The organism is Cellulomonas sp. Leaf395 (assembly GCF_001424125.1).
Lineage (GTDB): Bacteria > Actinomycetota > Actinomycetes > Actinomycetales > Cellulomonadaceae > Cellulomonas.
The window spans coordinates 425,654-449,774 of the sequence record NZ_LMQI01000005.1; the positions used below are offsets into that span (position 1 = coordinate 425,654).

Here is a 24,121-nt window from a genome sequence, read left to right on the forward strand (position 1 = left end):
CGATCGGAGCCGTACCGCTGTGGAACTCTTCCTCATCCTGGCCATCGCCCTGGGCGCCCTCTGGCTCATGTCGAGCCGTACCCGCAAGCAGCAGCGCGTGGCGCAGGAGTTCCGGAACAACCTCGTCCCCGGTGACGAGGTCATGACAGCGTCGGGCCTGCTGGGCACGGTCGTGGCCGTCGAGGACGACGTCATCACCCTCGAGTCGAGCCCTGGCGCGCACACGCGCTGGATCCGGGCCGCGATCGCCAAGAAGATCGACCCCCCGGTCGAGGAGATCGACGACGTCGAGGACGACGCCGACCTCGACGACGAGGTCGACGAGCTCGACGACCTCGACCAGCGGGACGCAGTGGTGACCGATGCCGACCGCATCAGCCGCGCGAACGACGACGTCATCGACGTCCCGGACGACCTGTCCTCGCTCCCGCCCGCCCGCAAGGACGGGGAGCCGGACACCAAGTAGACAGACCGTTCGGTCCGGGTGACGACGCCCGGACCTCGACCCCACCGGTCCCCTGCGCGGCCGGTGCGCGCACGAGAGAAGAACTCCGTTGGCTCCTCCTACACGCCGTCAGAGGCCTGTCCGCACGCTCGTCGTGCTCGGCCTCATCATCTTCGCGCTGCTCGGCACCATCGCTGCGGGGACTAAGTGGTCCGACGCTTCCTGGACGCCGAACCTCGCACTCGACCTCGAGGGTGGCACGCAGATCATCCTGACGCCGGTCGCGGAGAACGGTGAGGACATCTCCTCGGAGACGATCGCGCAGGCGATCGACGTCATCCGCCAGCGGGTCGACTCCTCGGGTGTCGCCGAGGCGGAGATCACGAGCCAGAGCGGCGGCAAGATCGTCGTGGCACTCCCCGGCAACCCGAGCGAGGAGACCCTCGAGCTGGTCCGGACCTCCGCGCAGATGGCGTTCCGGCCGGTGCTGGCCATGGGGAACCCGACGCCGACGGACACCACGCCGACGCCGGAGCCGACCGAGTCGGCTGCCGCGACGGACCCGGCAGCGCCGGCCCCGACCCCGACGCCGACCGCTGCGGCGGAGGAGCCGTCGGACGAGCCGACCAAGGCTGCACCGGACAACCCGAGCGACACCGCGTACTACATCACCCCCGCCGTCCAGGCGGAGTTCGACGCCCTGGACTGCACGGACCCGGCCAACCTCACGGGTGGCGTCAACGGGGACCCGGACAAGGCCTTCGTCACGTGCGGCCAGGACGGCAGCGCGAAGTACATCCTTGGTCCGGTCGAGATCGAGGGCGCGCGGATCTCCAGCGCCACCTCCGGCCTGAACCAGCTGCCCAGCGGCGGTCAGGGCAACAAGTGGGTCGTCAACATCGCGTTCGACAACCAGGGCACCACCGAGTTCACGGACGTGACCACGCGTCTGCAGGGTCTGGCCGCGACGCCGCCGCAGAACCAGTTCGCGATGGTGCTCGACGGGCTCGTGATCTCGGCTCCGAGCCTCGACTCCGGCGTGATCATCGCGGACGGCAAGGCGGAGATCTCGGGCACGTTCACGCGAGAGTCCGCGGCGAGCCTGGCCAACCAGCTGAACTTCGGTTCGCTCCCGATGACGTTCACGGTCGAGAGCGAGGAGCAGATCTCCGCGACCCTGGGCTCCGAGCAGCTGCGGATGGGCCTGCTCGCCGGCCTCATCGGCCTCGGACTCGTCGTCGTCTACTCGCTCTTCCAGTACCGGGCCCTCGGCCTGGTGACGGTGGCATCGCTCATCGTCGCCGGTGTCCTCACGTACAGCGTCATCACGCTGCTGTCGTGGCTGCAGGGCTACCGGCTCTCGCTGCCCGGCGTCGCCGGACTGATCGTCGCCATCGGTATCACCGCCGACTCGTTCATCGTGTACTTCGAACGCATCCGTGACGAGCTGCGCGAGGGTCGCACGCTCGTCGCAGCCGTCGACCGTGGCTGGGAGCGGGCGCGCCGGACCATCCTGGCCTCCGACGCCGTCAACTTCCTGGCCGCGATCGTGCTCTACGTGCTCGCCGTCGGCAGCGTCCGCGGCTTCGCGTTCACGCTCGGTCTGACCACCCTGATCGACGTGCTCGTGGTCTTCATGTTCACGCACCCGATCATGCAGCTCATCGCCCGGACGAAGTTCTTCGGCCAGGGTCACCGGCTCTCCGGTCTGGACCCGCGGCGCCTCGGAGCGCCGGAGTCCAGGTACGTCGGGCGTGGCCGCGTCGTCCACGGTCCGCGACCCTCCGGGGTCGAGGACGCGCCAGTCGAGGACGCCGTCGTCGAGGACGAGCCGACACCGCGGGTGCCGGTGGCCGTCGGAGGGGGCGCCGCCGGGTTGACCATCGCGGAGCGCCGCGCCGCCGCGCGTGCCGCGGAGCAGAAGGCCGCGACGACCGACTCACCAGTCGACGCACCCACGCAGGAGTCCGAGCCCGAGTCCGGGCGCACCGAGGGGAACGAGCACTGATGGCCTCCGGATTCGCCCAGTGGGGCAACGACCTCTACACCGGCCGTCGGTCGTACGACATCGTCGGCCGCCGCAAGATCTGGTTCACGATCTCGACGATCCTCGTGATCCTGTCCGCGATCTTCCTCATCAAGCCAGGTCTCAACCCCGGCATCGAGTTCCGTGGCGGCTCCGAGTTCGTCGTGTCCGGGGTCTCCGACACCGACCAGCAGCTCGCGATCGAGACGGTCACCGCGGTCGCGCCCGACGAGCAGCCGAAGGTCACGACGGTCGGTAACGAGTCGCTGCGCATCCAGACGTCGACGCTCACCAACGACGAGGTGACCGAGGTCAAGAACGCCCTCGCGGAGGCGTACGACGTGCCGGTGACCAACGTCACCAGCTCGTTCATCGGGCCGTCGTGGGGCAAGGACATCTCGCAGAAGGCGCTCACCGGCATCGTGGTGTTCCTCCTGCTGGCGACTGTCGTCATGACGATCTACTTCCGCAACTGGCGGATGGCTGCTGCGGCGCTCATCGCGCTCTTCCACGACCTGCTCATCACCGTCGGCGTGTATGCCGCCATCGGCTGGGAGGTCACGCCGGCGACGGTGATCGGCTTCCTCACCATCCTCGGGTACTCGATCTACGACACCGTCGTCGTCTTCGACAAGGTGCGCGAGAACACCGCGGACACGCTCACGCAGACGCGGTACACCTACGCGGAGAAGGCAAACCTCGCGGTCAACCAGACGCTGGTGCGCTCGATCAACACCTCGGTGGTCGCGCTGCTCCCCGTGGGCGCGATCCTGTTCGTCGGGGCGTTCCTCCTCGGCGCCGGCACACTGCGGGACATCGCGCTCGCCCTGTTCGTCGGCATGCTGATCGGCACCTTCTCGTCGGTCTTCCTGGCGACGCCGTTCGAGGTGGTGCTGCGGCAGCGTGAGCCCGCGATCCGCGAGCACACCAAGAAGGTCCTGGACGCCCGGGCGGCGCGCGCGGCCGCTGGCGAGGACGAGCTGGTCTCTGCAGGAGACGTGCGCGTGGCGGTCGGCGCGCTCAAGCCGGGCGCTCACCAGGGCAACGCCGCGCAGCCGAAGCGCAAGCGATGACGTTTCCGGACGGCGCTGCGGAGGTGCTCCCGGGCGCCCCCACAGCGCGTGCGGAGGTTCTGCGGCGGATCGACGAGCTCGTCCGACTGGTGCCGGACTATCCGCAGCCGGGAATCCTGTTCCGCGACATCATGCCCCTGCTGGCGGATGCTGCTGCCTTCGCGGACGTGATCGCCGAGATCGCCGGACGCGTCGACGGCCCCGTCGACCTCGTCGCGGGGATGGAGGCGCGGGGCTTCCTGCTCGCCGCTCCGGTCGCCGTGGCGCTCGGGGCCGGCGTGCTGCCGGTGCGCAAGGCGGGCAAGCTGCCGGGTCCGACCGCGGCGCAGTCCTACGAGCTCGAGTACGGCACGGCGACCATCGAGATCCACCCCTCGACCGTTCCTGCGGGCGCACGGGTCCTCGTGATCGACGACGTGCTGGCGACCGGCGGCACGGCTGCCGCCACCGTGGCGCTGCTCGAGCGGTGCGGAGCCGAGGTGATCGGCCTGTCCTTCCTGGTGGAGCTCGAGTCGCTCGGAGGGCGTGAGCTGCTGACGGACCGCGCGATCGACGTGCTGCTCTCGGTGCCCTGACCAGCCCTCTCGTTGGGCTCGTGACCGTGTCGGCACGCACTCGGTCGTAGACTGTCGCCTCGACCGTGGGAGGGGGTGTGATGAGCGAAGACGTCCGCACGCCCGACACCGGTCTCACGCCGGCGCAGAGCGACTCCCCGTCGAGTCGCATGCGCTCGCGCCTGGGCCGCTTCGGCGCCCGCAGCGGTGCCGCGTTCCCGGCGATCGAGCCCGTCCTGCAGGCCGCGCGCACCAACCACCCCAAGGCCGACCTCGCGGTGGTCGAGCAGGCCTACGTGGTGGCCGAGAAGGCGCACCGCGGTCAGCTGCGCAAGAGCGGCGACCCGTACATCACGCACCCCGTTGCCGTCGCGACGATCCTGGCCGAGCTGGGTATGACCCCGTCGACGCTCGCTGCCGCGCTGCTGCACGACACCGTCGAGGACACCGACTACTCGCTCGACCAGCTGCGTCGCGAGTTCGGCCCCGAGATCGCGATGCTGGTCGACGGCGTGACCAAGCTGGACAAGGTCACCTACGGCGACGCGGCGCAGGCCGAGACCGTGCGCAAGATGGTCGTCGCCATGTCCCGGGACATCCGGGTGCTGGTCATCAAGCTCGCGGACCGCCTGCACAACGCCCGGACCTGGAAGTTCGTCGCGGCGGCGTCCGCGGAGAAGAAGGCGCGCGAGACGCTCGAGATCTACGCTCCGCTGGCACACCGCCTCGGCATGAACACGATCAAGTGGGAGCTGGAGGACCTGTCGTTCGCGACCCTCTACCCCAAGGTCTACGACGAGATCGTGCACCTGGTGGCCGAGCGGGCGCCGGCCCGTGAGGAGTACCTCGCGACGGTGCGGGAGCAGGTCGGTGCAGACCTGGGCAAGGCCAAGATCCGCGCGACGGTGACCGGTCGGCCGAAGCACTACTACTCGATCTACCAGAAGATGATCGTGCGCGGCCGCGACTTCGCGGACATCTACGACCTGGTCGGGGTCCGTGTCCTGGTCGACTCGGTGCGGGACTGCTACGCGGCGCTCGGTGCGCTGCACGCGCGGTGGAACCCGGTGCCGGGGCGGTTCAAGGACTACATCGCGATGCCCAAGTTCAACCTGTACCAGTCGTTGCACACGACGGTGATCGGACCCGGCGGCAAGCCGGTCGAGATCCAGATCCGCACGCACGACATGCACCGCCGCGCCGAGTACGGCGTCGCCGCGCACTGGAAGTACAAGGAGAGCGCGAAGAACGCGGGGACGACGGACAAGGACTCCGCCGGCAACGACATGCAGTGGCTGCGGCAGCTGGTCGACTGGCAGAAGGAGACGGCCGACCCGAGCGAGTTCCTCGACTCGCTGCGGTTCGAGATCGCCGGGTCCGAGGTCTACGTCTTCACGCCGAAGGGCGACGTGATCGGGCTGCCGTCCGGCTCGACCCCCGTCGACTTCGCGTACGCGGTGCACACCGAGGTGGGCCACCGCACGATGGGCGCCCGGGTCAACGGACGCCTGGTGCCGCTGGACTCGTCGCTCGAGAACGGCGACGTGGTCGACGTCTTCACGTCGAAGTCCGAGACTGCGGGCCCGTCACGCGACTGGCTCGGGTTCGTCAAGAGCCCTCGTGCGCGCAACAAGATCCGCCAATGGTTCTCCAAGGAGCGTCGCGAAGAGGCGATCGAGCACGGCAAGGACGCCATCGCCAAGGCGATGCGCAAGCAGAACCTGCCCATCCAGCGCCTCCTCTCGCACGAGTCCCTCGTGGCTCTCGCCAACGAGATGCGCTACGCGGACGTCTCGGCGCTGTACGCAGCGATCGGCGAGGGGCAGGTGTCGGCCGGCACGGTCGTGCAGCGTCTCGTGCAGTCGATGGGTGGGGAGCCGGCGGCCGAGGAGGACCTCGCCGAGGTTGCCCGGCCGGGCCAGACGCAGCGGCGGGTCCGCACGGGCGATCCCGGCGTCGTGGTCAAGGGCGTGGACGACATCTGGGTGAAGCTGGCCAAGTGCTGCACGCCGGTCCCGGGTGACGACATCGTCGGCTTTGTGACGCGCGGTGCAGGGGTAAGCGTGCACCGCAGCGACTGCATCAACGTGACGAGCCTCCGCTCGGAGCCGGAGCGCATGGTCGACGTCGCCTGGAGCCACAACAGCACGTCGCTGTTCCTCGTGCAGATCCAGGTCGAGGCGCTGGACCGTAGCCGTCTGCTCTCGGACGTCACGCGCGTGCTGTCCGACTCGCACGTGAACATCCTCTCGGCGTCGGTCTCGACGTCGCGTGACCGGGTCGCGCTCTCGCGGTTCGTGTTCGAGATGGCCGAGCCGGGGCACCTCGCCTCCGTCCTGGCCGCGGTGCGCAAGGTCGAGGGAGTGTTCGACGTCTACCGCATCACGGGGTCCAAGGCGGCCGAGGAGCCGGCGATCCGCGCCTGACCGTCACAGGTCCTGCAGCGTGGCGTGAGCCTGACGTATCCCGCGGTGTCCGCGCAGCTCGGCCAGCACGGCCAACGCGCGGGTGGGCTCGAAGCCGACGTCTTGCAGCGCCCGCAGGGTCGGTAAAGCTTCGGCGGCCGAAAGCATCCGTGCGATGTCGATGCCGGTGCGCTGGACCGACGTGGCCCGGTGCGCGCCGACGCGCACCACGTCCGCCGGTGACAGGTCCGCTTCTGCGGCGACACGGGCGGGGTGCGGGTCGGCCCGGCGCTCGCCCGTCCGGACCAGCACCTCGACCCGGACCGGCGGGAAGCGGCCAGTGTGCACCCAGGCGGCGGTCCGACGACCGATCACGCCCCGGGCAGGGACCAGAGGAGCGAGCGCGATCGCGCGTACATCGGGGGTGTCGACGAGATCCGCGGCGATGGCGACGTCCCCCCAGACGAGGCGGACGACCCCGTCGCGCAGCAGGCCGAACCACGCGGCGGCGCCGACGTCGTCGCGGCTCACTGTGCGGGGGAGGGCCGGGACGGTCGCGCGGAACTCGTCGAGGCGGCTGCTCACCGGAGCAGCATGACGCTCGGACAGGCAACCCAGCGGCGCGTGGCTGGATCTGTGGACGGACGAGGCCCCCGCCGCAGGGGCGAGGGCCTCGGACGGTCGACGAGGTCCGTCAGCCGCGCGCGTCCTGCGCGGCGCGCTGCACCTGCTCGAGCCAGGCACGACGGGCGTCGAGAGCGGCCTGCGCGTCGGCGATCTTGCGGGCGTCGCCCGCGGCCTTGGCACGGTCGAGGTCGGCCTCGAGCCCCGCGATCGCCTGCTCGAGCTGCGCCGCAGCCCCCTCGGCGCGCGCACGCGTCTCGGGGTTGGTGCGTCGCCACTGGGCCTGGTCGGTGTCCCGGATCGCGGTCTCGACGGCCCGAAGCCGGCCCTCGATGCGCTGGACGTCGGCGCGCGGGACCTTGCCGGCGGCCTCCCAGCGGTCCTGGATCCGGTGCAGCGCCGACTTGGCCGCGGCCAGGTCGGTCACGGGAAGGAGCGCCTCCGCCTCGACCAGCAGTGCCTCCTTGACCTCGAGGTTGGCGCGGAACTCCTCGTCGGTCGCGGCCGACTGGGCGTCACGGGCCGCGAAGAACGCGTCCTGCGCCGCACGGAAGCGGGCCCACAGGGCGTCGTCGTCGGCCCGGCTCGCCCGCCCGGCGGCCTTCCACTGCGCCATCAGGTCGCGGAACACCCCGGCGGTGGCACCCCAGTCGGTGCTGGACTGCAGCCGCTCGGCCTCGGTGACCAGGTTCTCCTTGACCTGCTTGGCGGACGCGTTGCGCGACTCCAGCTCGGCGAAGAAGTGGCGACGTTCGCGGTCGAACGTCGTGCGCGCGTGGCTGAACCGCTTCCAGAGCGACTCCTCCGTCGGCCGGTCGAGGCGCGGGCCGGTGCGCTGCGCTTCCTTCCACTGGTCGAGCAGGAGGCGCAGCTGCTCGCCCGCGGGACGCCACTGGATGCGCGACGGGTCGGTCGAGGCGATCTTCTCGGCCTGCTCGACGATCTCGGTCCGGGCGGCCACTGCAGCCTCCCGCGCCGCGGCCCGCTCGGCCTCGGCGACGGCTCGACGCTCCGCGGCGGTCGCGCGCAGCGCCTCGAGACGGGAACGCAGCCCGTCCAGGTCACCGACCGCGGCGGGCTCGGCCACCTCGTCCGTCAGCTTGGCCAGGGTCTGGTCGATCTCCTTGACCGACAGGTCCGTAGCGGCGAGGCGTGCCTCGAACAGCGTGACCTTCGCCTGCAGGTCGAGGAAACGACGCACGTAGAGCGCGAGCGCATCCTCGGTGGTCGCGCCGGGATACTGACCCACGACCCGCTCACCCGCGGCCTCGCGCACCGAGACGTTGCCCTCGTCGTCGACGCTGCCGAACGTCGCGGCGTGCGCCGCCTCCGCGGCATCCTGCGGAGGTGCGACCGGCGCGGCCGGAGCGGCGGCGGCGATCGTCGTCGGCGTGGGGTGGGCCGGCGGGTGCGGGACCGGGCGCGGGCGCGGAACCGGGCGAGCGGACGAGGGCATCGGCACGGGACTCGCCGCGGGGGTCGGCTCCGGCTCCGTCGTGGCGTCGGCCGGGGCGGACTCAGGGTCCGTCGTGGTGTCGGCGGTGGCGGGTTCCGGCTCCGCGGTGGCGGGCTCCGGCTCCGTGATTGCGTCGGCTGCTGCCGGGTCCGGTGCCGCCGCCACGTCCGCCGCTGCGGGTCCGGCCTCGCTCACCGGCTCCGGTGCTGCCGCCACGTCCGCCGCTGCGGGTCCGGCCTCGCTCACCGGCTCCGGTGCTGCCGCCACGTCCGCCGCTGCCGGTTCGGGATCGCTGACCGGCTCGGACGTGTCGTCGGCCGCCGCGACGGCGACGGCATCGTCGGCCGGAGCATCGCCGGATGCGTCCTCGGCCGGAACATCGACGGGTGCGTCGTCTGCCTGAACGTTGACGGGTGCGTCGTCTGTCGGGACGTCGACGGGCGTGTCGTCCGCGGGTGCCGCGTCGAGCGCTGCGGCGTCCTCGGGCGTGTCGACCGGGGGAGCGTCCTCCGTGACCGTCTCGGGAGCCGCTGCCTCGACCTCGTCGGGCACGGCAGGTGCCTCGAGCCGCTCGGCGTCTGCTGCCGGCACGGTGTCGTCGGGTACGGGACCGGACGTCGGGGTCTGCGTCACTGGATGTTCACTCCCTCGATGATGACGTCGGACACCGGGACCTGGGTCCCTTCGATGGTGCCCGCGTCGGCGATGGCCTGCAGCACGTCCATGCCGGACGTGATGTGGCCGAACACGGTGTAGCCACCCGCAGTGTCTGCGGGAATAGGTGAGTCCTGGAAGACGAGGAAGAACTGGCTGCCCATCGAGCTGCCGTCGTTGCCGGTGCGTGCCATGGCGATCGTGCCCGCCGGGTACACGCCGTCGGCCGGTGCGTTCTCGATCGGGCCCCACGTGTAGCCGGGCCCGCCGGTGCCGCCCGTGGTCGGGTCGACGGTGCCGAGCGCAGTCGGGTCGCCGCACTGGAGGACGAAGATGCCCTCCTGCGTCAGTCGGTGGCACTTCGTCGTGTCGAAGTAGCCCTCACCGGCGAGCGTGACGAAGTTGGCGACGGCCTGCGGGGCAGCAGCGCCGTCGAGCTCGATGCCGAGGTCGCCCTGGGTGAGCGCGATCTGGCCGGTCCAGGTGCGGTTCTCTGCGAGCGCCGGGTCGGGCACGTCGGCCGAGTTCGCCTGGACGGTGGCGGACGGCGTGGGCGTCGCGGCGGGCTCGTCGTCGTCGGTGAGGGCGAGCGCGGCGACGACACCGGTGGTGAGGACGAGGGCGGCGACGATGCTGCCGGCGATGACACGCTGGCGGTGGCGGCGGGCGCGCGCCTTGGTCTGGCGCTCCTGCCACTTCTCGTATCGGCGGCGCTCGTACTCACGCTCGCTCTTGGTGGACACGCACACGCTCCTCGCGTCGTCGTGCGGTGCGGCTGGTCGTCCGCCAGCCGCACTGCATGAAGGGGACCCGGGACAGTCTAGGCAAGGCTTGGCGACGGGCCACCAGCGGCGGCGCCGTGCGACATCACAGTCCGGACACGCCCGACGGCTACCGTGCGTCTCATGCAGGTCGTCACGGTCGTGTCCGCGGTCTTCGGTGCCAGGTGCTCCGTCCTGCTCGACGACGACGGGTCGTGCGTCGTCATCGACGCAGGCGCCGGGGTCACCGACGACGTCCTGGCACTCGTCGCGCAGCGGGAGCTGCGTCCGGCCGCCGTGCTGGCCACGCACGGTCACGTCGACCACACGTGGGACGCCGGTCGGCTGTCCGCCGCGCTCGACGTGCCCGTCGTCCTGCACGCCGCCGACGTCTACCGGCTCGCGGACCCGTTCGGCACGCTCGGGCTCCTCGGCTTCGCGGGGCGCCCGACGCACGACCCTTCGGGGCCGCTCGCACAGGCGCTGGCCGCGACGGGGATCGACCCGACGGGCTACGTGGCCCCACAGCGGGTCGAGCCGTTCGGGGCCGTCGACGACGTCCGCTCGGCCGACACGGTGCTCGAGCTCGGCAGCTTGCGGATCGTCGCCCGGCACGCGCCGGGGCACACGGAAGGGTCGACGCTCTACCTGCTGGGGTCGCTCGCGTTCACGGGGGACGTCCTGTTCGCGGGCTCGGTGGGTCGCACGGACCTGCCGGGCGGGCACCACGCGACGATGCAGAGAACGCTGCGGGAGGTCGTCGCGACGCTGCCGGCCGACACCGTCGTGGTTCCCGGACACGGGCCCACCACCGACATCGCGACCGAGTTGGCCCACAACCCGTACCTCGCGCCGCCCTGACCTCTGTCGTGGCGGCTTGACATACGTTCGAACACATGTTCGCATGTCGGCATGCGATGGGATGCGCAGAAGCTGGGCACGGACGACACGGCGGCGCTGCCCGGGCTGGCGCTCGCCGGGCTGCTGCGCAGTGTCCGGACGCCCGAGTTCGCCGGAGTGACGTTCCACGAAGTCGTGTGCCGCAGTGCGCTGAACAAGGTGCCCGAGGCGTCGCGGATGCCCTTCCGCTGGACGGTGAACCCGACGAGGGGATGCCTCCACGCATGCACCTACTGCTTTGCCCGGCCGACGCACGAGTACCTGGAGATGGACGCCGGTCGGGACTTCGAGACGCAGATCGTGGTGAAGACGAACGTCGTCGACGTCCTGCGCGCGGAGCTGGCACGGCCGTCGTGGAAGCAGGAGCACGTCGCGCTCGGCACCAACACCGACCCGTACCAACGGGTCGAGGGTCGGTACCGGTTCATGCCGGGGATCATCGAGTCGCTCGCGCACAGCGGCACGCCCCTGTCCATCCTCACCAAGGGCACGCTGCTGCGTCGCGACCTGCCGCTCCTCGCGGAGGTCGCGCGTGCCGTTCCGGTCGGGATCGGCGTCTCGCTGGCGATCCGGGACGAGACGCTGCAGCAGGCCGTGGAGCCAGGGACACCGACGCCCCGGGCTCGGCTCGACCTCATCCGTGCGGTGCGGGAGGCGGGGCTGCCGTGCGGGGTGATGGTTGCTCCGGTGCTGCCGTGGCTGACCGACGACCGGGCGCATCTCGACTCCCTGCTGCGCGACCTCGCTGACGCCGGAGCGACCGGCGTGACGGTCCTTCCGCTGCACCTGCGGGGACCGGTGAAGCCGCTCTTCCTTGCCTGGCTGCGCGACCACGCGCCCGCGCTCGTCCGCCGGTACGAGGTGCTGTACGGGCGGGGTGCGTACGCGCCGCGCGAGTACGTGCGATGGCTCGACGAGCGGGTCCGTCCGCTGCTCGTGCGGCACGGCTTCGCCGACCGGGCGGGCCACCGTGCCGGCCGGTACGAGACTCCTGGGGAGGGCTCCTACCCCGCCGGGAGCCTCGCCTCGGCCGGGCTGACGGTGCTCGAGCCGACGGTCGCGGCGGCACAGCCTGTTCTCTTCTGAGACTCCGCCGGGCGGCGGAACCTGCTCGAAGCCTGGACGATGAACCGCGTGGGGCCTTCTCGACCGTCGCCCTGCAGCCCGTCCCGCCACCCGCGGGTCCCTCCGGCACGAGGTGTGACACGAGAGATGACGAGCCCGACCGGCACCGAGCACGCGGGGAGCGCCGCGCCCCGCCGCGTCACGTTCGACGGGCACATCGCGGGGTTCGGCACCACCGAGGGCACGCGGATCGTCGTGGGGCGGTGGCGGACGTCGCCGCTCGGCTCCTTCACCGACGTGATGGTCGAGCGCGCCGACGGGCTGCGCGTGCTGCTGGCTCCCAGCGACGACGTCGCAGACCTCGTGGCCGGCACCTATGCGTTCGACGCGGTGCACGTGGTTCCGGTCGGGCTGCGCGCGGACGAAGAGCGACGACGGTGGCGCCTGCGCGCCGGCCCGCTGACGGCGGATCTCGCACTCGGTTCGCGCACGCGCCTCGGACGCCTGCTCGTCGCGCTGCCCCGCCACGATGCCGTCGCACCGCTCGTCGCCGGCGCCGCCGATCCGCTCGCACGCCTGTTCCTCGACGGCGTCCGTACCCGCGGAACCGCGGGCCAGGGCAGGCGCGAGTGGTACGTCGCCAGCGACCAGCACGCGATCACCGCGGTCCGAGCTCTCTGGGGGTCGGCCGACCTCGGCGCCGTGGCGCCCGTCGTGCCTGCAGTGCGGTTCGGATTCTCCTCGGTGCCGACGGCACCGACCGTGACGCGCGTGCGGACGATCATCGAATTGTCGGCGGGCCGCACGCAGACCGGGCACTAAGATCGTGCGGGCGTCCGCAGGGCGCCCCACCCCCGAACCCGAAGGATCTTCCGTGCTCCGCACCCACACGGCCGGCTCGCTGCGAGCCGAGCACATCGGTACCACCGTCACCCTCACGGGCTGGGTGGACCGGCGTCGCGATCACGGTGGGGTCGCGTTCGTGGACCTGCGGGACGCCTCGGGCATCGCGCAGGTCGTCGTCCGCGACGAGGCTGTCGCGCACGGGCTGCGCGCGGAGTACGTGCTGCAGGTGACGGGCGAGGTGGGTCGTCGGCCCGCGGGCAACGAGAACCCGAACCTGGCCACCGGCGAGGTCGAGCTCGTCGCCGCCCAGGTCGTCGTGCTCAACGAGTCCGAGCCGCTGCCGTTCCAGGTCTCGTCGTCGCTCGACGAGGCCGTGGGTGAGGAGGCTCGCCTTAAGTACCGCTACCTGGACCTGCGCAGGCCCGCGCCGGCTCGCGCGATGCGCCTGCGCGCCAAGGCGAACCAGGCTGCGCGCCGGGTGCTCGACGCGCAGGACTTCGTCGAGGTCGAGACCCCGACCCTCACGCGCTCGACGCCCGAGGGAGCCCGTGACTTCCTCGTGCCCGCGCGCCTGTCGCCCGGGTCCTGGTACGCGCTCCCGCAGTCGCCGCAGCTGTTCAAGCAGCTGCTCATGGTCGGTGGGCTCGAGCGGTACTACCAGATCGCCCGCTGCTACCGGGACGAGGACTTCCGCGCCGACCGTCAGCCGGAGTTCACGCAGCTGGACGTCGAGATGAGCTTCGTCGAGCAGGACGACGTCATCGCTCTCGGCGAGCAGATCCTCGTCGCCCTGTGGGACCTCATCGGCGTGACGGTCCCGACGCCGATCCCGCGCATCACGTTCGCGGAATCCATGGCGCGCTACGGCAACGACAAGCCGGACCTGCGGTTCGGGCTCGAGCTGGTCGAGCTGACGTCCTACTTCTCCCAGACGCCGTTCCGCGTCTTCCAGGCCCCCTACGTCGGCGCTGTCGTGCAGCCCGGAGGCGGCTCGACGCCTCGACGCGGGTTCGACGCGTGGCAGGAGTGGGCCAAGCAGCGCGGCGCCAAGGGCCTTGCGTACGTCACGGTCGGCGAGGACGGCGAGCTGGGCGGCCCCGTGGCCAAGAACCTCTCCGAGTCCGAGCGCGCCGGTCTCGTGGCCGCCGTCGGCGCGAGCCCCGGTGACGCCGTGTTCTTCGCGGCCGGGCCGGTCAACGACGCACGTGCGCTGCTCGGGGCTGCCCGCCTCGAGATCGGTCGCCGCGGCGGGCTGATCGACGAGAACGAGTGGAAGTTCGTCTGGGTGGTCGACGCCCCGCTGTTCAAGCCCACAGGCGAGGACGACGACGTGGCGGTCGGCGGGGGAGCGTGGACAGCCGTGCACCACGCGTTCACGTCCCCGACGCCGGAGTGGATCGACACGTTCGAGCAGGACCCGGGCGCCGCGCTGGCCTATGCGTACGACATCGTCTGCAACGGCAACGAGATCGGTGGCGGCTCCATCCGTATCCACCGCAGGGACGTCCAGGAGCGCGTGTTCGACGTCATGGGCATCGGGCCGGACGAGGCGCAGGAGAAGTTCGGCTTCCTGCTCAACGCCTTCCAGTTCGGTGCGCCGCCGCACGGTGGCATCGCGTTCGGGTGGGACCGGATCCTTGCCCTCCTGACGGGCTCGGAGTCGATCCGCGACGTCATCGCCTTCCCGAAGTCGGGCGGCGGGTACGACCCGCTCACGGCCGCGCCCGGCCCGATCACGCCCGAGCAGCGGCGCGAGGCCGGCGTGGACGCCAAGCCGAAGGCCGCACCCGAGGCCTGATGGCGGACGTGCTCGAGCTGCTCCCGCCCCGCTGGCGGGAGCACCGGATGATCCTGGGCGACCGCATCCGCTGGGACGCGGTCCAGTTGCTCGGCGACGACGACGGCGTGGTGCTGCTGATCGGCGGGCCGGAGCGTCCGAGCGTCCTCGGGCTCGGCGATCCCGCGACCGTCGACCGGGTGGTCGCCGGCGCGGACGTCGGGCCTGCCCGGTGGATGAGCGTGCCGCGGGGGTGCAGGCCGCAGCCGGGCGTCCTGGACGGCCTCGGCCTCGTCCCGTTCTCCGCGTGGGACTGGCTCTCGACCGGGGCAGGGCTGCCGGCGCACGTCCCGGGAGAGGCGCAGGTGTGCCGGCTCGACCCGGTGGGAGACGCGGACAGCATCCGTTCGTGCCTTCGGGCGTCGAACCCGGAGACCTCGGCCGACCCTGCCGGACCCGACGAGCTCGGCTGGTGGGGTGTGCACGCGGACGGACAGCTCGCCGGGGTCGTCGGTGCGGTCGCCCGTGGCGCCGAGGGCGACGGCAGGTCCTGGCACGTGCACGGTCTCGGCGTCCTGCCGACCCTGCGGCGGACCGGGGCGGGGACAGCCCTGACGGCGGCCCTCACCCGCGCGGCCCTCGCCGACGGGGCCTCGTGGGTGTCCCTGGGGATGTACGCGCAGAACGACGCTGCTCGCCGGATCTACCGTCGGCTGGGCTTCCGGACCGACGCGGAGATGTCGTCGTTCTCGCCGCCGGGGACGCAGCGCCCGCCGGCCTGATCCACCGGGCCAGGCTGTCTCAGTGGGTGATCGCCATGCGGGCGTAGGCGCGTCGCAGGAAGGGCGGCGCCCACCAGTTGGCGCGCCCGAGCAAGGTCATGGTCGCGGGGACCAGGAGCATCCGCACCAGCGTCGCGTCGATCAGCACGGCGACGGCCAGCGAGAAGCCGACCTCCTTGATCACCAGCAGCTCTCCGGCGACGAAGCCGGCGAACACCACGATGACGATGAGCGCAGCCGAGGTGATGATCCGGCCGGACCGCTGTAGCCCGAGCCGGACGGCACGGTCGTTGGGCACACCCTCGTCGACCAGCTCCTTGATCCGCGAGAGCAGGAACACCTCGTAGTCCATGGCCAGCCCGAACCCGAAGGCGATCACCAGCGCGATGACGTACGTCTCGATGCCGCCGGTCGGCGTGAAGTTCAGCACGCCGGACAGGTGCCCATCCTGGAAGACCCAGACCAGGACGCCCAGCGACGCCGCCAGCGAGATCACGTTGGTGAGCAGCGCCTTGACCGGCACGACGACGGAGCCGGTCATGAGGAACAGCAGGACGAGGCACGCGACGGCGACGATCCCGATCGCCCACGGCGCCCGCTCGACGATGGCGGCGGTGAAGTCGATCTGGGACGCCGCCTGACCGGTGACCCAGGTGGGGAACGGGGCGTCGAGGGCGCGGATCTGATGGACGACGTCCCGTGCCACGGCGTCGCCCGGGTCGTCGGTGTCGGGCCTGACCCCGATCACCACGTAGGAGTCCACCGCGGACGGCGGGTCGACGGACGCCACACCGTCGAGATCCTCCAGAGTCGCGGCCCACGCCGTCGCCTCGTCGAGCGACGTCTGCGCGACGACGGTGATCGCGGGGGTGGTGGCGGCGGGGTAGTCGCTGGCGAGCGTGTCGACGAACTCGCGCTGTGCACTGCCTGCCGGCAGGAGCTCGGTGGTCGAGTTGCGCATCTCGAGGTGTGCCAGCGGGAGCGCGAGGATGCCGAGCACCGCGAGGCAGGCGAGCAGCACGGTCCACGGCCGGCGCTGCACCCGCGCAGCGAGGCGGGAGAAGGTCCCTTCCTCGGTCTGCACGTCGGCGGTCCGCGCGAGGATGCCGCGGAGCCCGGGGATGCGCGCAAGGATGCTCGGCCGGATCATCCGCCGCCCGGCGAGCACCAGGAGGGCGGGGACGAGCGTCAGTGCCGTCGCGACCGCCACCACGATGACCGCAACACCGGCTGCGCCGAACGCCCGCAGGATCGGAGCCTCGAAGACGAGCAGCCCGGCGATCGAGATGGCGACGATGAGCGCGGAGAAGGTCACCGTGCGACCCGCGGTCGCCATGGTGCGCTCGATCGCGGTGAGGACCGCGCCGTCTCCGCGCCGCCTCCGGCTCCCGGCGCCCCCGTCGTCGTCGACCAGGTGGTGCAGCTCCTCGCGGAACCGCGACACCATCAGCAGCCCCCAGTCGATCGAGAGCCCGAGGCCGAGCACGGTCACGATGTTGACGACGGACGAGTCGAGGTCGAGCACGTAGGAGAAGCCGAGGAGCGCAGCGAGTCCGCCGGCGATCGACGCGACCGCACCGACCATCGGCATCCCGGCGGCGAGGAAGCCGCCGAAGACGAGGATCATGATGAGCAGCGCGATCGGCAGGGCGATGGTCTCGCCCGTGCGCAGGTCCGTCTCCACCTGGTCCGTGATCGCCTCGACGATCAGGGTGGTCCCCCCGACGATGCCGGTCACCCCGGGGGCGACGTCCTCGAGGTCTGCCGGGATCTCGAGCAGTCGCGTCTCGACCTCGTCGAGCGCCACCTCCTGCTCCGCCTCCGGCAGGTCCGGTGCGAGCTCGACCACCACGAGGAAGCCGTCGCCGTCCTGGGCGACCAGGGGCGCGGCGGCCGGGTTGGCAGCGCCGTCCGGCAGCGCGAGGGGATCGATCACCGAGACGACACCGTCGATGGCGACGAGGTCCTCCCGGGCAGGCGCGAGGGCCGTGGCGACGTCGGGGTCGGCCGGGTCGACGTTATCGAGGACGAGGGTCAGGGACGGACCGCTGTCGTCGGCCTCGTCGAGGATGGCGAAGGCTTCGGAGCTCTCGGACCCGGGAACGCCGGGAGCGCCGGTGCTCAGGCGCTCGAACAGGTTCTCCCCGTGCACCCCCAGGACGGCCAGCCCGTAGCCGAGCACGGCGAAGAGCAGCCACGCCACGACGGTGAGGCGGGGATGGTGGGCAACTGCGCGACCTACTCGGGCGAACACGCGGGTCATCGTCGCAGGTGGAGCGGGGGTCTCGCACACGTTGGCACACGGTGGCGTGCCACGGTGCCGTCACCAGGCTGCGTCGGACGTCGGCGTCTCTGCGTACCCTGCCCGCATGGACCTGTTCGATGCGGTGACGTCCACGGCCTCCGGGCTGCCCGCGGTCGGGGCCGGCGCCCCGCTCGCCGTCCGCATGCGGCCGCGCGACCTGGGCGAGGTGGCCGGCCAGGAGCACCTGCTCGTCGGTGGCTCACCGCTGCGGCGGCTGGTCGAGCCGGCCAACGAGGCCGCACGCCGGGCCGCGCCCACCTCGGTCGTGCTCTGGGGACCGCCCGGCACGGGCAAGACCACCCTCGCGTACCTGATCGCCGCGACGTCCGGACGTCGGTTCGTCGAGCTGTCGGCGGTCACGGCCGGTGTCAAGGACGTGCGCGCGGTGATCGAGGACGCGCGTCGCCGCCTGGCCACGGACGGCACCGAGACCGTCCTGTTCATCGACGAGGTCCACCGGTTCACCAAGGCCCAGCAGGACGCGCTGCTGCCCAGCGTGGAGAACCGCTGGGTCACGCTGGTCGCCGCCACCACGGAGAACCCGTCGTTCTCCGTGAACTCGCCACTCCTGTCACGGTCCCTGCTGCTCACGCTTCAGCCGCTCGACACGGACGACGTCCGTCGCCTGGTCCGTCGCGCGGTGGAGGACGAGCGCGGGCTGGACGGCTCGATCGCGCTGACCGAGGACGCGGAGGAGCACCTGCTGCGGCTGGCGGGCGGGGACGCGCGCAAGGCGCTGACCATCCTCGAGGCGGCCGCCGGGTCCGCCCTCTCCGAGGAGGGTGCGGTCCCGCCCGTCCTGGTGGACCTCACGACGATGGAGCGGGCCATCGACGTCGCGGCCGTGCGCTACGACCGGGACGGGGACCAGCACTACGACGTCATCAGCGCGTTCATCAAGTCGATGCGCGGTTCCGACGTCGACGCGTCCCTGCACTACCTCGCGCGGATGATCGCGGCGGGGGAGGACCCGCGGTTCATCGCCCGCCGGATCGTCATCGCCGCCGCCGAGGACGTGGGGATGGCGGACCCGAGCGCCCTGCAGACGGCGGTGGCCGCCGCGCAGGCGGTGGCCCTGATCGGTATGCCGGAGGCCCGGATCATCCTCGCGGAAGCCGTGGTGCACCTGGCGACCGCGCCGAAGTCGAACGCCGCGTACCTCGGGATCGACCGGGCGCTCGCCGACGTCCGCGCCGGCCGGATCGGCTCCGTGCCGGCCCACCTGCGCGACGCGCACTACCCGGGCGCGAAGCAGCTGGGTCACGGCGCCAGGTACGTGTACGCGCACGACGCGCCGCACGCCGTCGCGGGCCAGCAGTACCTGCCCGACGAGCTCGCGGGCACGCGCTACTACGAGCCGAGCGACCGCGGCTACGAGCGCCAGGTCACCGACCGCCTGGACCGCATCCGCACGATCCTCGACGGCACCACCTGATTCGGGGAATGCCCGGTCTGCACGGTAGAGTGTCGACGTCGTCCGCGGGACGGGTGTGCTTGCATGCCCCCGCTGACGGCCACCTGGGGCCTTAGCCAGCGTCGAGAACAGACGCGACGCATCCACGGTCGGCCCCACGCCCATCGGAACATCTCCGTCATCGGGTGTGACGTCTACAACGACAGGAAGTAACTCTGTGAGCAGCGTGACCCGCTCGCGTCGCCAGGTGCGCCTTTCCCGCGCCCTCGGCCTCGCGCTGACGCCCAAGGCAGTCAAGCACTTCGAGAAGCGGCCGTACCCCCCCGGCGAGCACGGCCGTGCGCGTCGTCGCACCGAGTCGGACTACGCCGTCCGTCTGCGGGAGAAGCAGCGTCTGCGCGCCCAGTACGCGCTGCGCGAGAAGCAGATGGCTCGTGCGTACGAGGACGCCCGCAAGGCCCCGGGCCTGACGGGTGAGGCGCTCGTCGAGAACCTCGAGACCCGCCTTGACGCTCTCGTCCTGCGCTCCGGCTTCGCCCGCACCATCCTGCAGGCCCGCCAGGTCGTCGTGCACCGTCACATGCTCGTCGACGGCAAGATCGTGGACCGTCCCTCCTTCCGCGTGAAGCCGGGCCAGACGCTCCAGGTCAAGCCGAAGAGCCAGGCCACCGTGCCGTTCCAGGTCGCCGCCGCCGGTGCGCACCGCGACGTCCTCCCGAACGTCCCGGGCTACCTCGACGTGCAGCTGGAGAAGCTCAGCTCCGTCCTGGTCCGAGCTCCGAAGCGCGCGGAGATCCCCGTGACGTGCGAGGTCCAGCTGGTCGTCGAGTACTACGCCCGCTGATCTGACCGTCTCTCGGACGCCCCGCCGCGCACTGCGCTGCGGGGCGTTCGTGCATCCGGGGCGGGTAGGGTTTCGGCGGGGTCGACGACCCCAGAACCAGGAGGCTGGACATGTCGGTGGGTGACGTCGCGGGACTGATCGCCGCGCTCGCGTTCGTACTGCTCGTGGGCTTCTTGGCGGTGCCGCTGATCAAGCTCGGGCGGGTGCTGGACGAGACACGGACCTCGGTCAAGGAGATCACCGACCACACGGTCCCGGTGCTCGACGAGACCGCCACGCTGGTCGCGTCGTCGAACACCCAGCTGGAGAACATCGACACCGTCACCACCGCCGCGGCCCAGGTCTCGGAGAACGTCTCGGCGCTCACGTCGCTGTTCGCCGCGACCGTCGGCGGGCCGATGATCAAGGCGGCCGCCTTCTCGTACGGCGTGCGCACGGCGCTGTCGGGTCTCGCGGCGAGCGCACGCCGGAGCCGATGATGGGACGCCGGCTCACCTGGCTCGCGATCGGGGTCGTCCTGACTGTCGTCGTGGTCCGCAAGGGGCGCAAGGTTGTGGAGACCTACCTGCCCGCGGGGACGACCGACGCGATCGACGGTGCCCAGCGGGTCTCGCACGCGCTCGCCACGCTGAAGACGGAGTTCCTCGCCGCGATGGCCCAGCGTGAGCAGGAGCTGCGGCACGACCTCGTGGGCGACGTCGACGTCGAGGCGCTGCGGGCCGAACGTCCGGAGCGGGTGGCGAACCTGCGCAGCGCTTGGTCGGCCCGCCACGGTGAGGACTGGACCCGCAGCCCCACCGAGGACCCCGACGACGACGACGGCTACACCTTCTACTGACCCACCACCGCAGGCACCACCCGAACACGACAGATGGACGACGAGGACACGATGCGTACCGCCGAGATCCGCCAGCGCTGGCTCGACTACTTCGAGGGGAACGGCCACGCCGTCGTGCCCTCGGCCTCGCTGATCTCGCCGGACCCGTCGACCCTGTTCGTCATCGCCGGGATGGTGCCGTTCATCCCGTACATGCTGGGTGAGCCCGCGCCGTGGCCGCGCGCGACCAGCGTGCAGAAGTGCGTGCGGACCCTCGATATCGAGGAGGTCGGCAAGACCACCCGGCACGGCACGTTCTTCCAGATGAACGGCAACTTCTCGTTCGGGGACTACTTCAAGCACGGCGCGATCACCCACGCCTGGAAGCTGGTCACCGGCTCGCGCGAGACCGGCGGCTTCGGGTTCGACCCCGACACCATCTGGGTGACCGTCTTCCACGACGACGACGAGGCGGCGGACCTCTGGAAGGAGATCGCCGGCCTGCCGGACGAGCGCATCCAGCGCCGCGGGTGGAAGGACAACTTCTGGTCGACGGGCGCGCGCGGTCCTTCGGGCCCGTGCTCGGAGATCTACGTCGACCGCGGCCCGCAGTACGGCGCGGAGGGCGGCCCGGTGGTCGACGAGGACCGTTACCTCGAGATCTGGAACCTCGTCTTCATGCAGTACGAGCGCGGTGACGGCGGCGGCAAGGAGAACTTCCCGATCCTCGGGGAGCTCAAGCAGAAGAACATCGACACCGGCATGGGCCTCGAGCGGGTCGCGTACCTGCTGCAGGGCGTCGACAACCTGTACGAGATCGACGAGGTGTTCCCCGTCATCCAGGGCGCGCAGGAGCTGTCCGGCAAGCGGTACGGCGCGTCGCACCAGGACGACGTCCGGATGCGGGTCGTCGCCGACCACGTGCGCAGCGCGCTCATGCTCATCGGCGACGGCGTGACGCCCTCGAACGAGGGCCGCGGCTACGTGCTGCGCCGACTGCTGCGCCGCTCGATCCGCGCGATGCGGCTGCTCGGGGTCGAGGACCTCGCGCTGCCCACCCTGCTGCCGTTGAGCAGGGACGCGATGAGCCCGTCCTACCCGGAGCTCGCGGTGAACTTCGAGAAGATCAGCCAGGTGGCGTACTCGGAGGAGGAGACGTTCCGACGCACGCTCGCGGCGGGCACGACGATCCTCGACACGGCCGTCCAGGCGATGAAGAAGCAGGCGATCTCCGTGCTCTCGGGGTCGCACGCGTTCCAGCTGCACGACACCTTCGGCTTCCCGATCGACCTCACGCTCGAGATGGCGGCCGAGCAGGGTGTGGCCGTCGACGAGACCGCGTTCCGCACGCTCATGAAGGAGCAGCGGGACCGGGCGCGCGCGGACGCTCTGGCGAAGCGGACGGGCCGCGCGGACACGGCGGCGTACCAGGAGCTGCACGGCACGCTGAGCAGCGACGACACCAAGCCGGTCCAGTTCGTCGGCTACACCGACGCGACCTCGCGCTCGCGCGTGGTCGGCCTGCTGGTCGACGGCGTGCCCGCGCCCGCAGCGACGGCTCCGGCGGACGTCGAGGTCGTGCTCGACGTGACGCCCTTCTACGCGGAGTCGGGTGGGCAGCTGGCGGACACCGGCGTGATCGTGCTCGACGGCGGGGCGCGCATCGAGGTCGACGACGTGCAGGCACCCGTCAAGGGTCTGTCGGTGCACCACGGCCGGCTGGTCGACGGCACCGCGACGTTCGGTGAGTCCGGGACCGCCACCATCGACATCGACCGTCGGCGCGCCATCGCGCGTGCCCACACCGCGACGCACATGGTGCACAAGGCGCTGCGCGAGTCGCTGGGCGACACAGCGACGCAGGCAGGCTCGGAGAACGCGCCGAGCCGGATCCGGTTCGACTTCCGCTCCGGCTCCGCGGTCCCCACCGGTGTGCTCGGCGAGATCGAGGAACGCGTCAACACCCGCCTGCAGGACGACCTCGACGTCACCGAGCAGACGATGCCGATCGCCGAGGCGCGTGCGCTCGGGGCGATGGCGCTGTTCGGCGAGAAGTACGGGAACGAGGTGCGGGTCGTCTCGATCGGGGGCGACTGGTCGCGCGAGCTGTGCGCGGGCACCCACGTCAAGCGCTCGGGCGAGCTCGGCCTCGTCACCCTCCTCGGAGAGGCCTCCATCGGCTCGGGTGTGCGCCGCGTCGACGCGCTCGTCGGCGAGGGTGCGTACGGGTACCAGGCGAAGGAGCGCGCGCTCGTCGGTCAGCTGTCCGGCCTGCTCGGGGCCCGTCCTGACGACCTCACGGACCGGGTGTCGTCCCTCCTGACCAAGCTCAAGGAGTCCGAGAAGGAGCTCGCGGCGCTGCGGCAGGCCACCCTGCTCGCGCAGGCAGGCTCGCTGGCGGGCGCGGCGCAGACGGTGGGGGAGACCCGGGTCGTGACGCACGACGCGGGCGATGTCGGCGGCGACGAGCTGCGCACGCTGGTGCTCGACGTCCGCTCGCGGCTCGGCGAGGCGGCGCCGGCGGTCGTCGCGATCGGCGGCGTCAGCAAGGGGCGGCCGGTCGTGGTCGTCGCGACCAACGCGGCGGCGCGGGAGCGAGGTGTGCGCGCAGGAGCGCTCGTGCGCACCGCCTCCGGCATCCTCGGTGGTGGCGGCGGCGGCAAGGACGACCTGGCGCAGGGCGGTGGCACCGACCCCGGACGGCTGGCCGAGGCCCTGGCGGCGGTCGCGACGGCGGTGGGCAGCTGAGGTGAGCGCGACCCCCGACCCGGGTCAGGTCGTCCGAGGAGCACGGCTCGCCGTCGACGTCGGGACGGTTCGCGTTGGGCTCGCCAGCAGCGACCCGGACGGCCTGATCGCCACGCCGGTCGCCACCCTCGCGCGGGCGACCAGCAAGAAGGGGCACCTGCCCACAGACGTCGCACAGGTGGTGCGCGAGGTGCAGGAACGCCGTGTGGGTGTTGTGTACGTCGGGCTGCCGGTTCACCTGTCGGGGGCCGAAGGTTCGGCATCGGACGCCGCGCGCGCGTACGCTGTCCAACTGGCGCAGGCCATCGCACCGGTCACGGTGCGGCTGGTCGACGAGCGGATGAGCACGGTGTCCGCCCATCACGCGCTGCAGGCGTCCGGCCGATCCGGGCGCCGCCACCGGCAGGTCGTCGACCAGGCGGCCGCGGTGGTGATCTTGCAGTCCGCGCTGGACGCGGAGCGTGCGTCGGGACGACGTCCCGGTGAGCGGGTCGTGATCGACCCAGCACAGCATGCTCCAGTGGCGCGCGGGGGGGCTGCGGGCGACGCACGGACGACGGTGGAGTGACTCGCACGTGACCAACAGCCAGACCGAGTGGTGGACCCCCGTAGAACGGAGTGACGA

Annotated in this window: 20 protein-coding genes; 16 read left to right on the plus strand and 4 right to left on the minus strand. The window is 71.6% G+C overall.

Features of this window, described 5'->3' with window-relative positions:
• Positions 1–19 precede the first annotated feature (19 nt).
• The 5 genes from yajC (at position 20) to ASG23_RS16580 (ending at position 6,524) form a co-directional block, all read left to right on the plus strand.
• Positions 20–466 carry a preprotein translocase subunit YajC gene (gene yajC / locus ASG23_RS16560; RefSeq protein WP_235521187.1) on the plus strand — a complete coding sequence of 149 codons (447 nt, stop codon included), beginning with the start codon at positions 20–22 and terminating at the stop codon, positions 464–466.
• Between the two features lie 133 nt (positions 467–599).
• Entirely contained in the window at positions 600–2,453 is a 1,854-nt protein-coding gene (secD, locus tag ASG23_RS16565) for a protein translocase subunit SecD (RefSeq protein WP_235521189.1), read from the plus strand.
• The gene (gene secF / locus ASG23_RS16570; RefSeq protein ID WP_056027346.1) at positions 2,453–3,544 is read left to right on the plus strand and encodes a protein translocase subunit SecF; all 1,092 of its coding nucleotides are present in this window, start codon (positions 2,453–2,455) and stop codon (positions 3,542–3,544) included. Before secD ends, secF begins: the two co-directional genes overlap by 1 nt.
• Positions 3,541–4,119: an adenine phosphoribosyltransferase gene (locus ASG23_RS16575; protein ID WP_056027351.1), complete on the plus strand. Its 579-nt coding sequence runs from the start codon at positions 3,541–3,543 to the stop codon at positions 4,117–4,119. Before secF ends, ASG23_RS16575 begins: the two co-directional genes overlap by 4 nt.
• Before the next feature lie 80 nt (positions 4,120–4,199).
• The gene (locus tag ASG23_RS16580; RefSeq protein ID WP_056027354.1) at positions 4,200–6,524 is read left to right on the plus strand and encodes a RelA/SpoT family protein; all 2,325 of its coding nucleotides are present in this window, start codon (positions 4,200–4,202) and stop codon (positions 6,522–6,524) included.
• 3 nt (positions 6,525–6,527) lie between these two features.
• Here the strand turns inward: ASG23_RS16580 and ASG23_RS16585 are convergent, their stop codons facing one another.
• From ASG23_RS16585 to ASG23_RS16595, 3 genes are all read right to left on the minus strand, one after another.
• On the minus strand, positions 6,528–7,088 hold the full coding sequence (locus ASG23_RS16585) for a hypothetical protein (RefSeq protein ID WP_056027360.1): 561 nt from the start codon (positions 7,086–7,088) through the stop codon (positions 6,528–6,530).
• A 109-nt stretch (positions 7,089–7,197) separates the two neighbouring features.
• Entirely contained in the window at positions 7,198–9,216 is a 2,019-nt protein-coding gene (locus ASG23_RS16590; RefSeq protein ID WP_235521191.1) for a DUF349 domain-containing protein, read from the minus strand.
• Entirely contained in the window at positions 9,213–9,980 is a 768-nt protein-coding gene (locus ASG23_RS16595; RefSeq protein WP_056027363.1) for a peptidylprolyl isomerase, read from the minus strand. The genes ASG23_RS16590 and ASG23_RS16595 overlap by 4 nt, the downstream gene beginning before the upstream one ends.
• Before the next feature lie 162 nt (positions 9,981–10,142).
• Here ASG23_RS16595 and ASG23_RS16600 point away from each other — a divergent pair, with 162 nt between their 5' ends.
• The 5 genes from ASG23_RS16600 to ASG23_RS16620 all read left to right on the plus strand — a co-directional run bounded on the left by ASG23_RS16600 (position 10,143) and on the right by ASG23_RS16620 (position 15,368).
• Positions 10,143–10,859, plus strand: coding sequence for an MBL fold metallo-hydrolase (locus ASG23_RS16600; RefSeq protein WP_056027366.1), 717 nt, complete (start codon positions 10,143–10,145; stop codon positions 10,857–10,859).
• Positions 10,860–10,910: 51 nt separating this feature from the next.
• Complete coding sequence (locus tag ASG23_RS16605; protein WP_056027369.1) at positions 10,911–11,984, plus strand: Rv2578c family radical SAM protein; 1,074 nt, start codon at positions 10,911–10,913, stop codon at positions 11,982–11,984.
• 126 nt (positions 11,985–12,110) lie between these two features.
• Complete coding sequence (locus ASG23_RS16610) at positions 12,111–12,785, plus strand: hypothetical protein (protein WP_056027372.1); 675 nt, start codon at positions 12,111–12,113, stop codon at positions 12,783–12,785.
• Between the two features lie 52 nt (positions 12,786–12,837).
• On the plus strand, positions 12,838–14,607 hold the full coding sequence (gene aspS / locus ASG23_RS16615) for an aspartate--tRNA ligase (RefSeq protein WP_056027376.1): 1,770 nt from the start codon (positions 12,838–12,840) through the stop codon (positions 14,605–14,607).
• Entirely contained in the window at positions 14,607–15,368 is a 762-nt protein-coding gene (locus tag ASG23_RS16620; RefSeq protein ID WP_056027379.1) for a GNAT family N-acetyltransferase, read from the plus strand. The genes aspS and ASG23_RS16620 overlap by 1 nt, the downstream gene beginning before the upstream one ends.
• Positions 15,369–15,387: 19 nt before the next feature.
• Here ASG23_RS16620 and ASG23_RS16625 read toward each other — a convergent pair whose 3' ends face one another.
• The gene (locus ASG23_RS16625; protein ID WP_056027382.1) at positions 15,388–17,631 is read right to left on the minus strand and encodes an MMPL family transporter; all 2,244 of its coding nucleotides are present in this window, start codon (positions 17,629–17,631) and stop codon (positions 15,388–15,390) included.
• Between the two features lie 106 nt (positions 17,632–17,737).
• Between ASG23_RS16625 and ASG23_RS16630 the strand changes: the two genes are divergently transcribed.
• From ASG23_RS16630 to ruvX, 6 genes are all read left to right on the plus strand, one after another.
• The gene (locus tag ASG23_RS16630; protein WP_056027385.1) at positions 17,738–19,108 is read left to right on the plus strand and encodes a replication-associated recombination protein A; all 1,371 of its coding nucleotides are present in this window, start codon (positions 17,738–17,740) and stop codon (positions 19,106–19,108) included.
• A 196-nt stretch (positions 19,109–19,304) separates the two neighbouring features.
• Positions 19,305–19,931 (plus strand): 30S ribosomal protein S4, encoded by a 627-nt coding sequence (gene rpsD / locus ASG23_RS16635; protein ID WP_055914361.1) that lies wholly within the window; start codon positions 19,305–19,307, stop codon positions 19,929–19,931.
• 110 nt (positions 19,932–20,041) lie between these two features.
• Positions 20,042–20,410 (plus strand): DUF948 domain-containing protein, encoded by a 369-nt coding sequence (locus ASG23_RS16640; RefSeq protein WP_056027388.1) that lies wholly within the window; start codon positions 20,042–20,044, stop codon positions 20,408–20,410.
• Positions 20,410–20,769, plus strand: a complete 360-nt coding sequence (locus ASG23_RS16645; protein WP_056027390.1) for a hypothetical protein — start codon at positions 20,410–20,412, stop codon at positions 20,767–20,769. The genes ASG23_RS16640 and ASG23_RS16645 overlap by 1 nt, the downstream gene beginning before the upstream one ends.
• 51 nt (positions 20,770–20,820) lie before the next feature.
• The gene (gene alaS / locus ASG23_RS16650) at positions 20,821–23,496 is read left to right on the plus strand and encodes an alanine--tRNA ligase (RefSeq protein WP_056028489.1); all 2,676 of its coding nucleotides are present in this window, start codon (positions 20,821–20,823) and stop codon (positions 23,494–23,496) included.
• Position 23,497: 1 nt separating this feature from the next.
• Positions 23,498–24,064, plus strand: coding sequence for a Holliday junction resolvase RuvX (gene ruvX, locus ASG23_RS16655; RefSeq protein ID WP_056028492.1), 567 nt, complete (start codon positions 23,498–23,500; stop codon positions 24,062–24,064).
• The last annotated feature ends 57 nt before the right edge of the window (positions 24,065–24,121 follow it).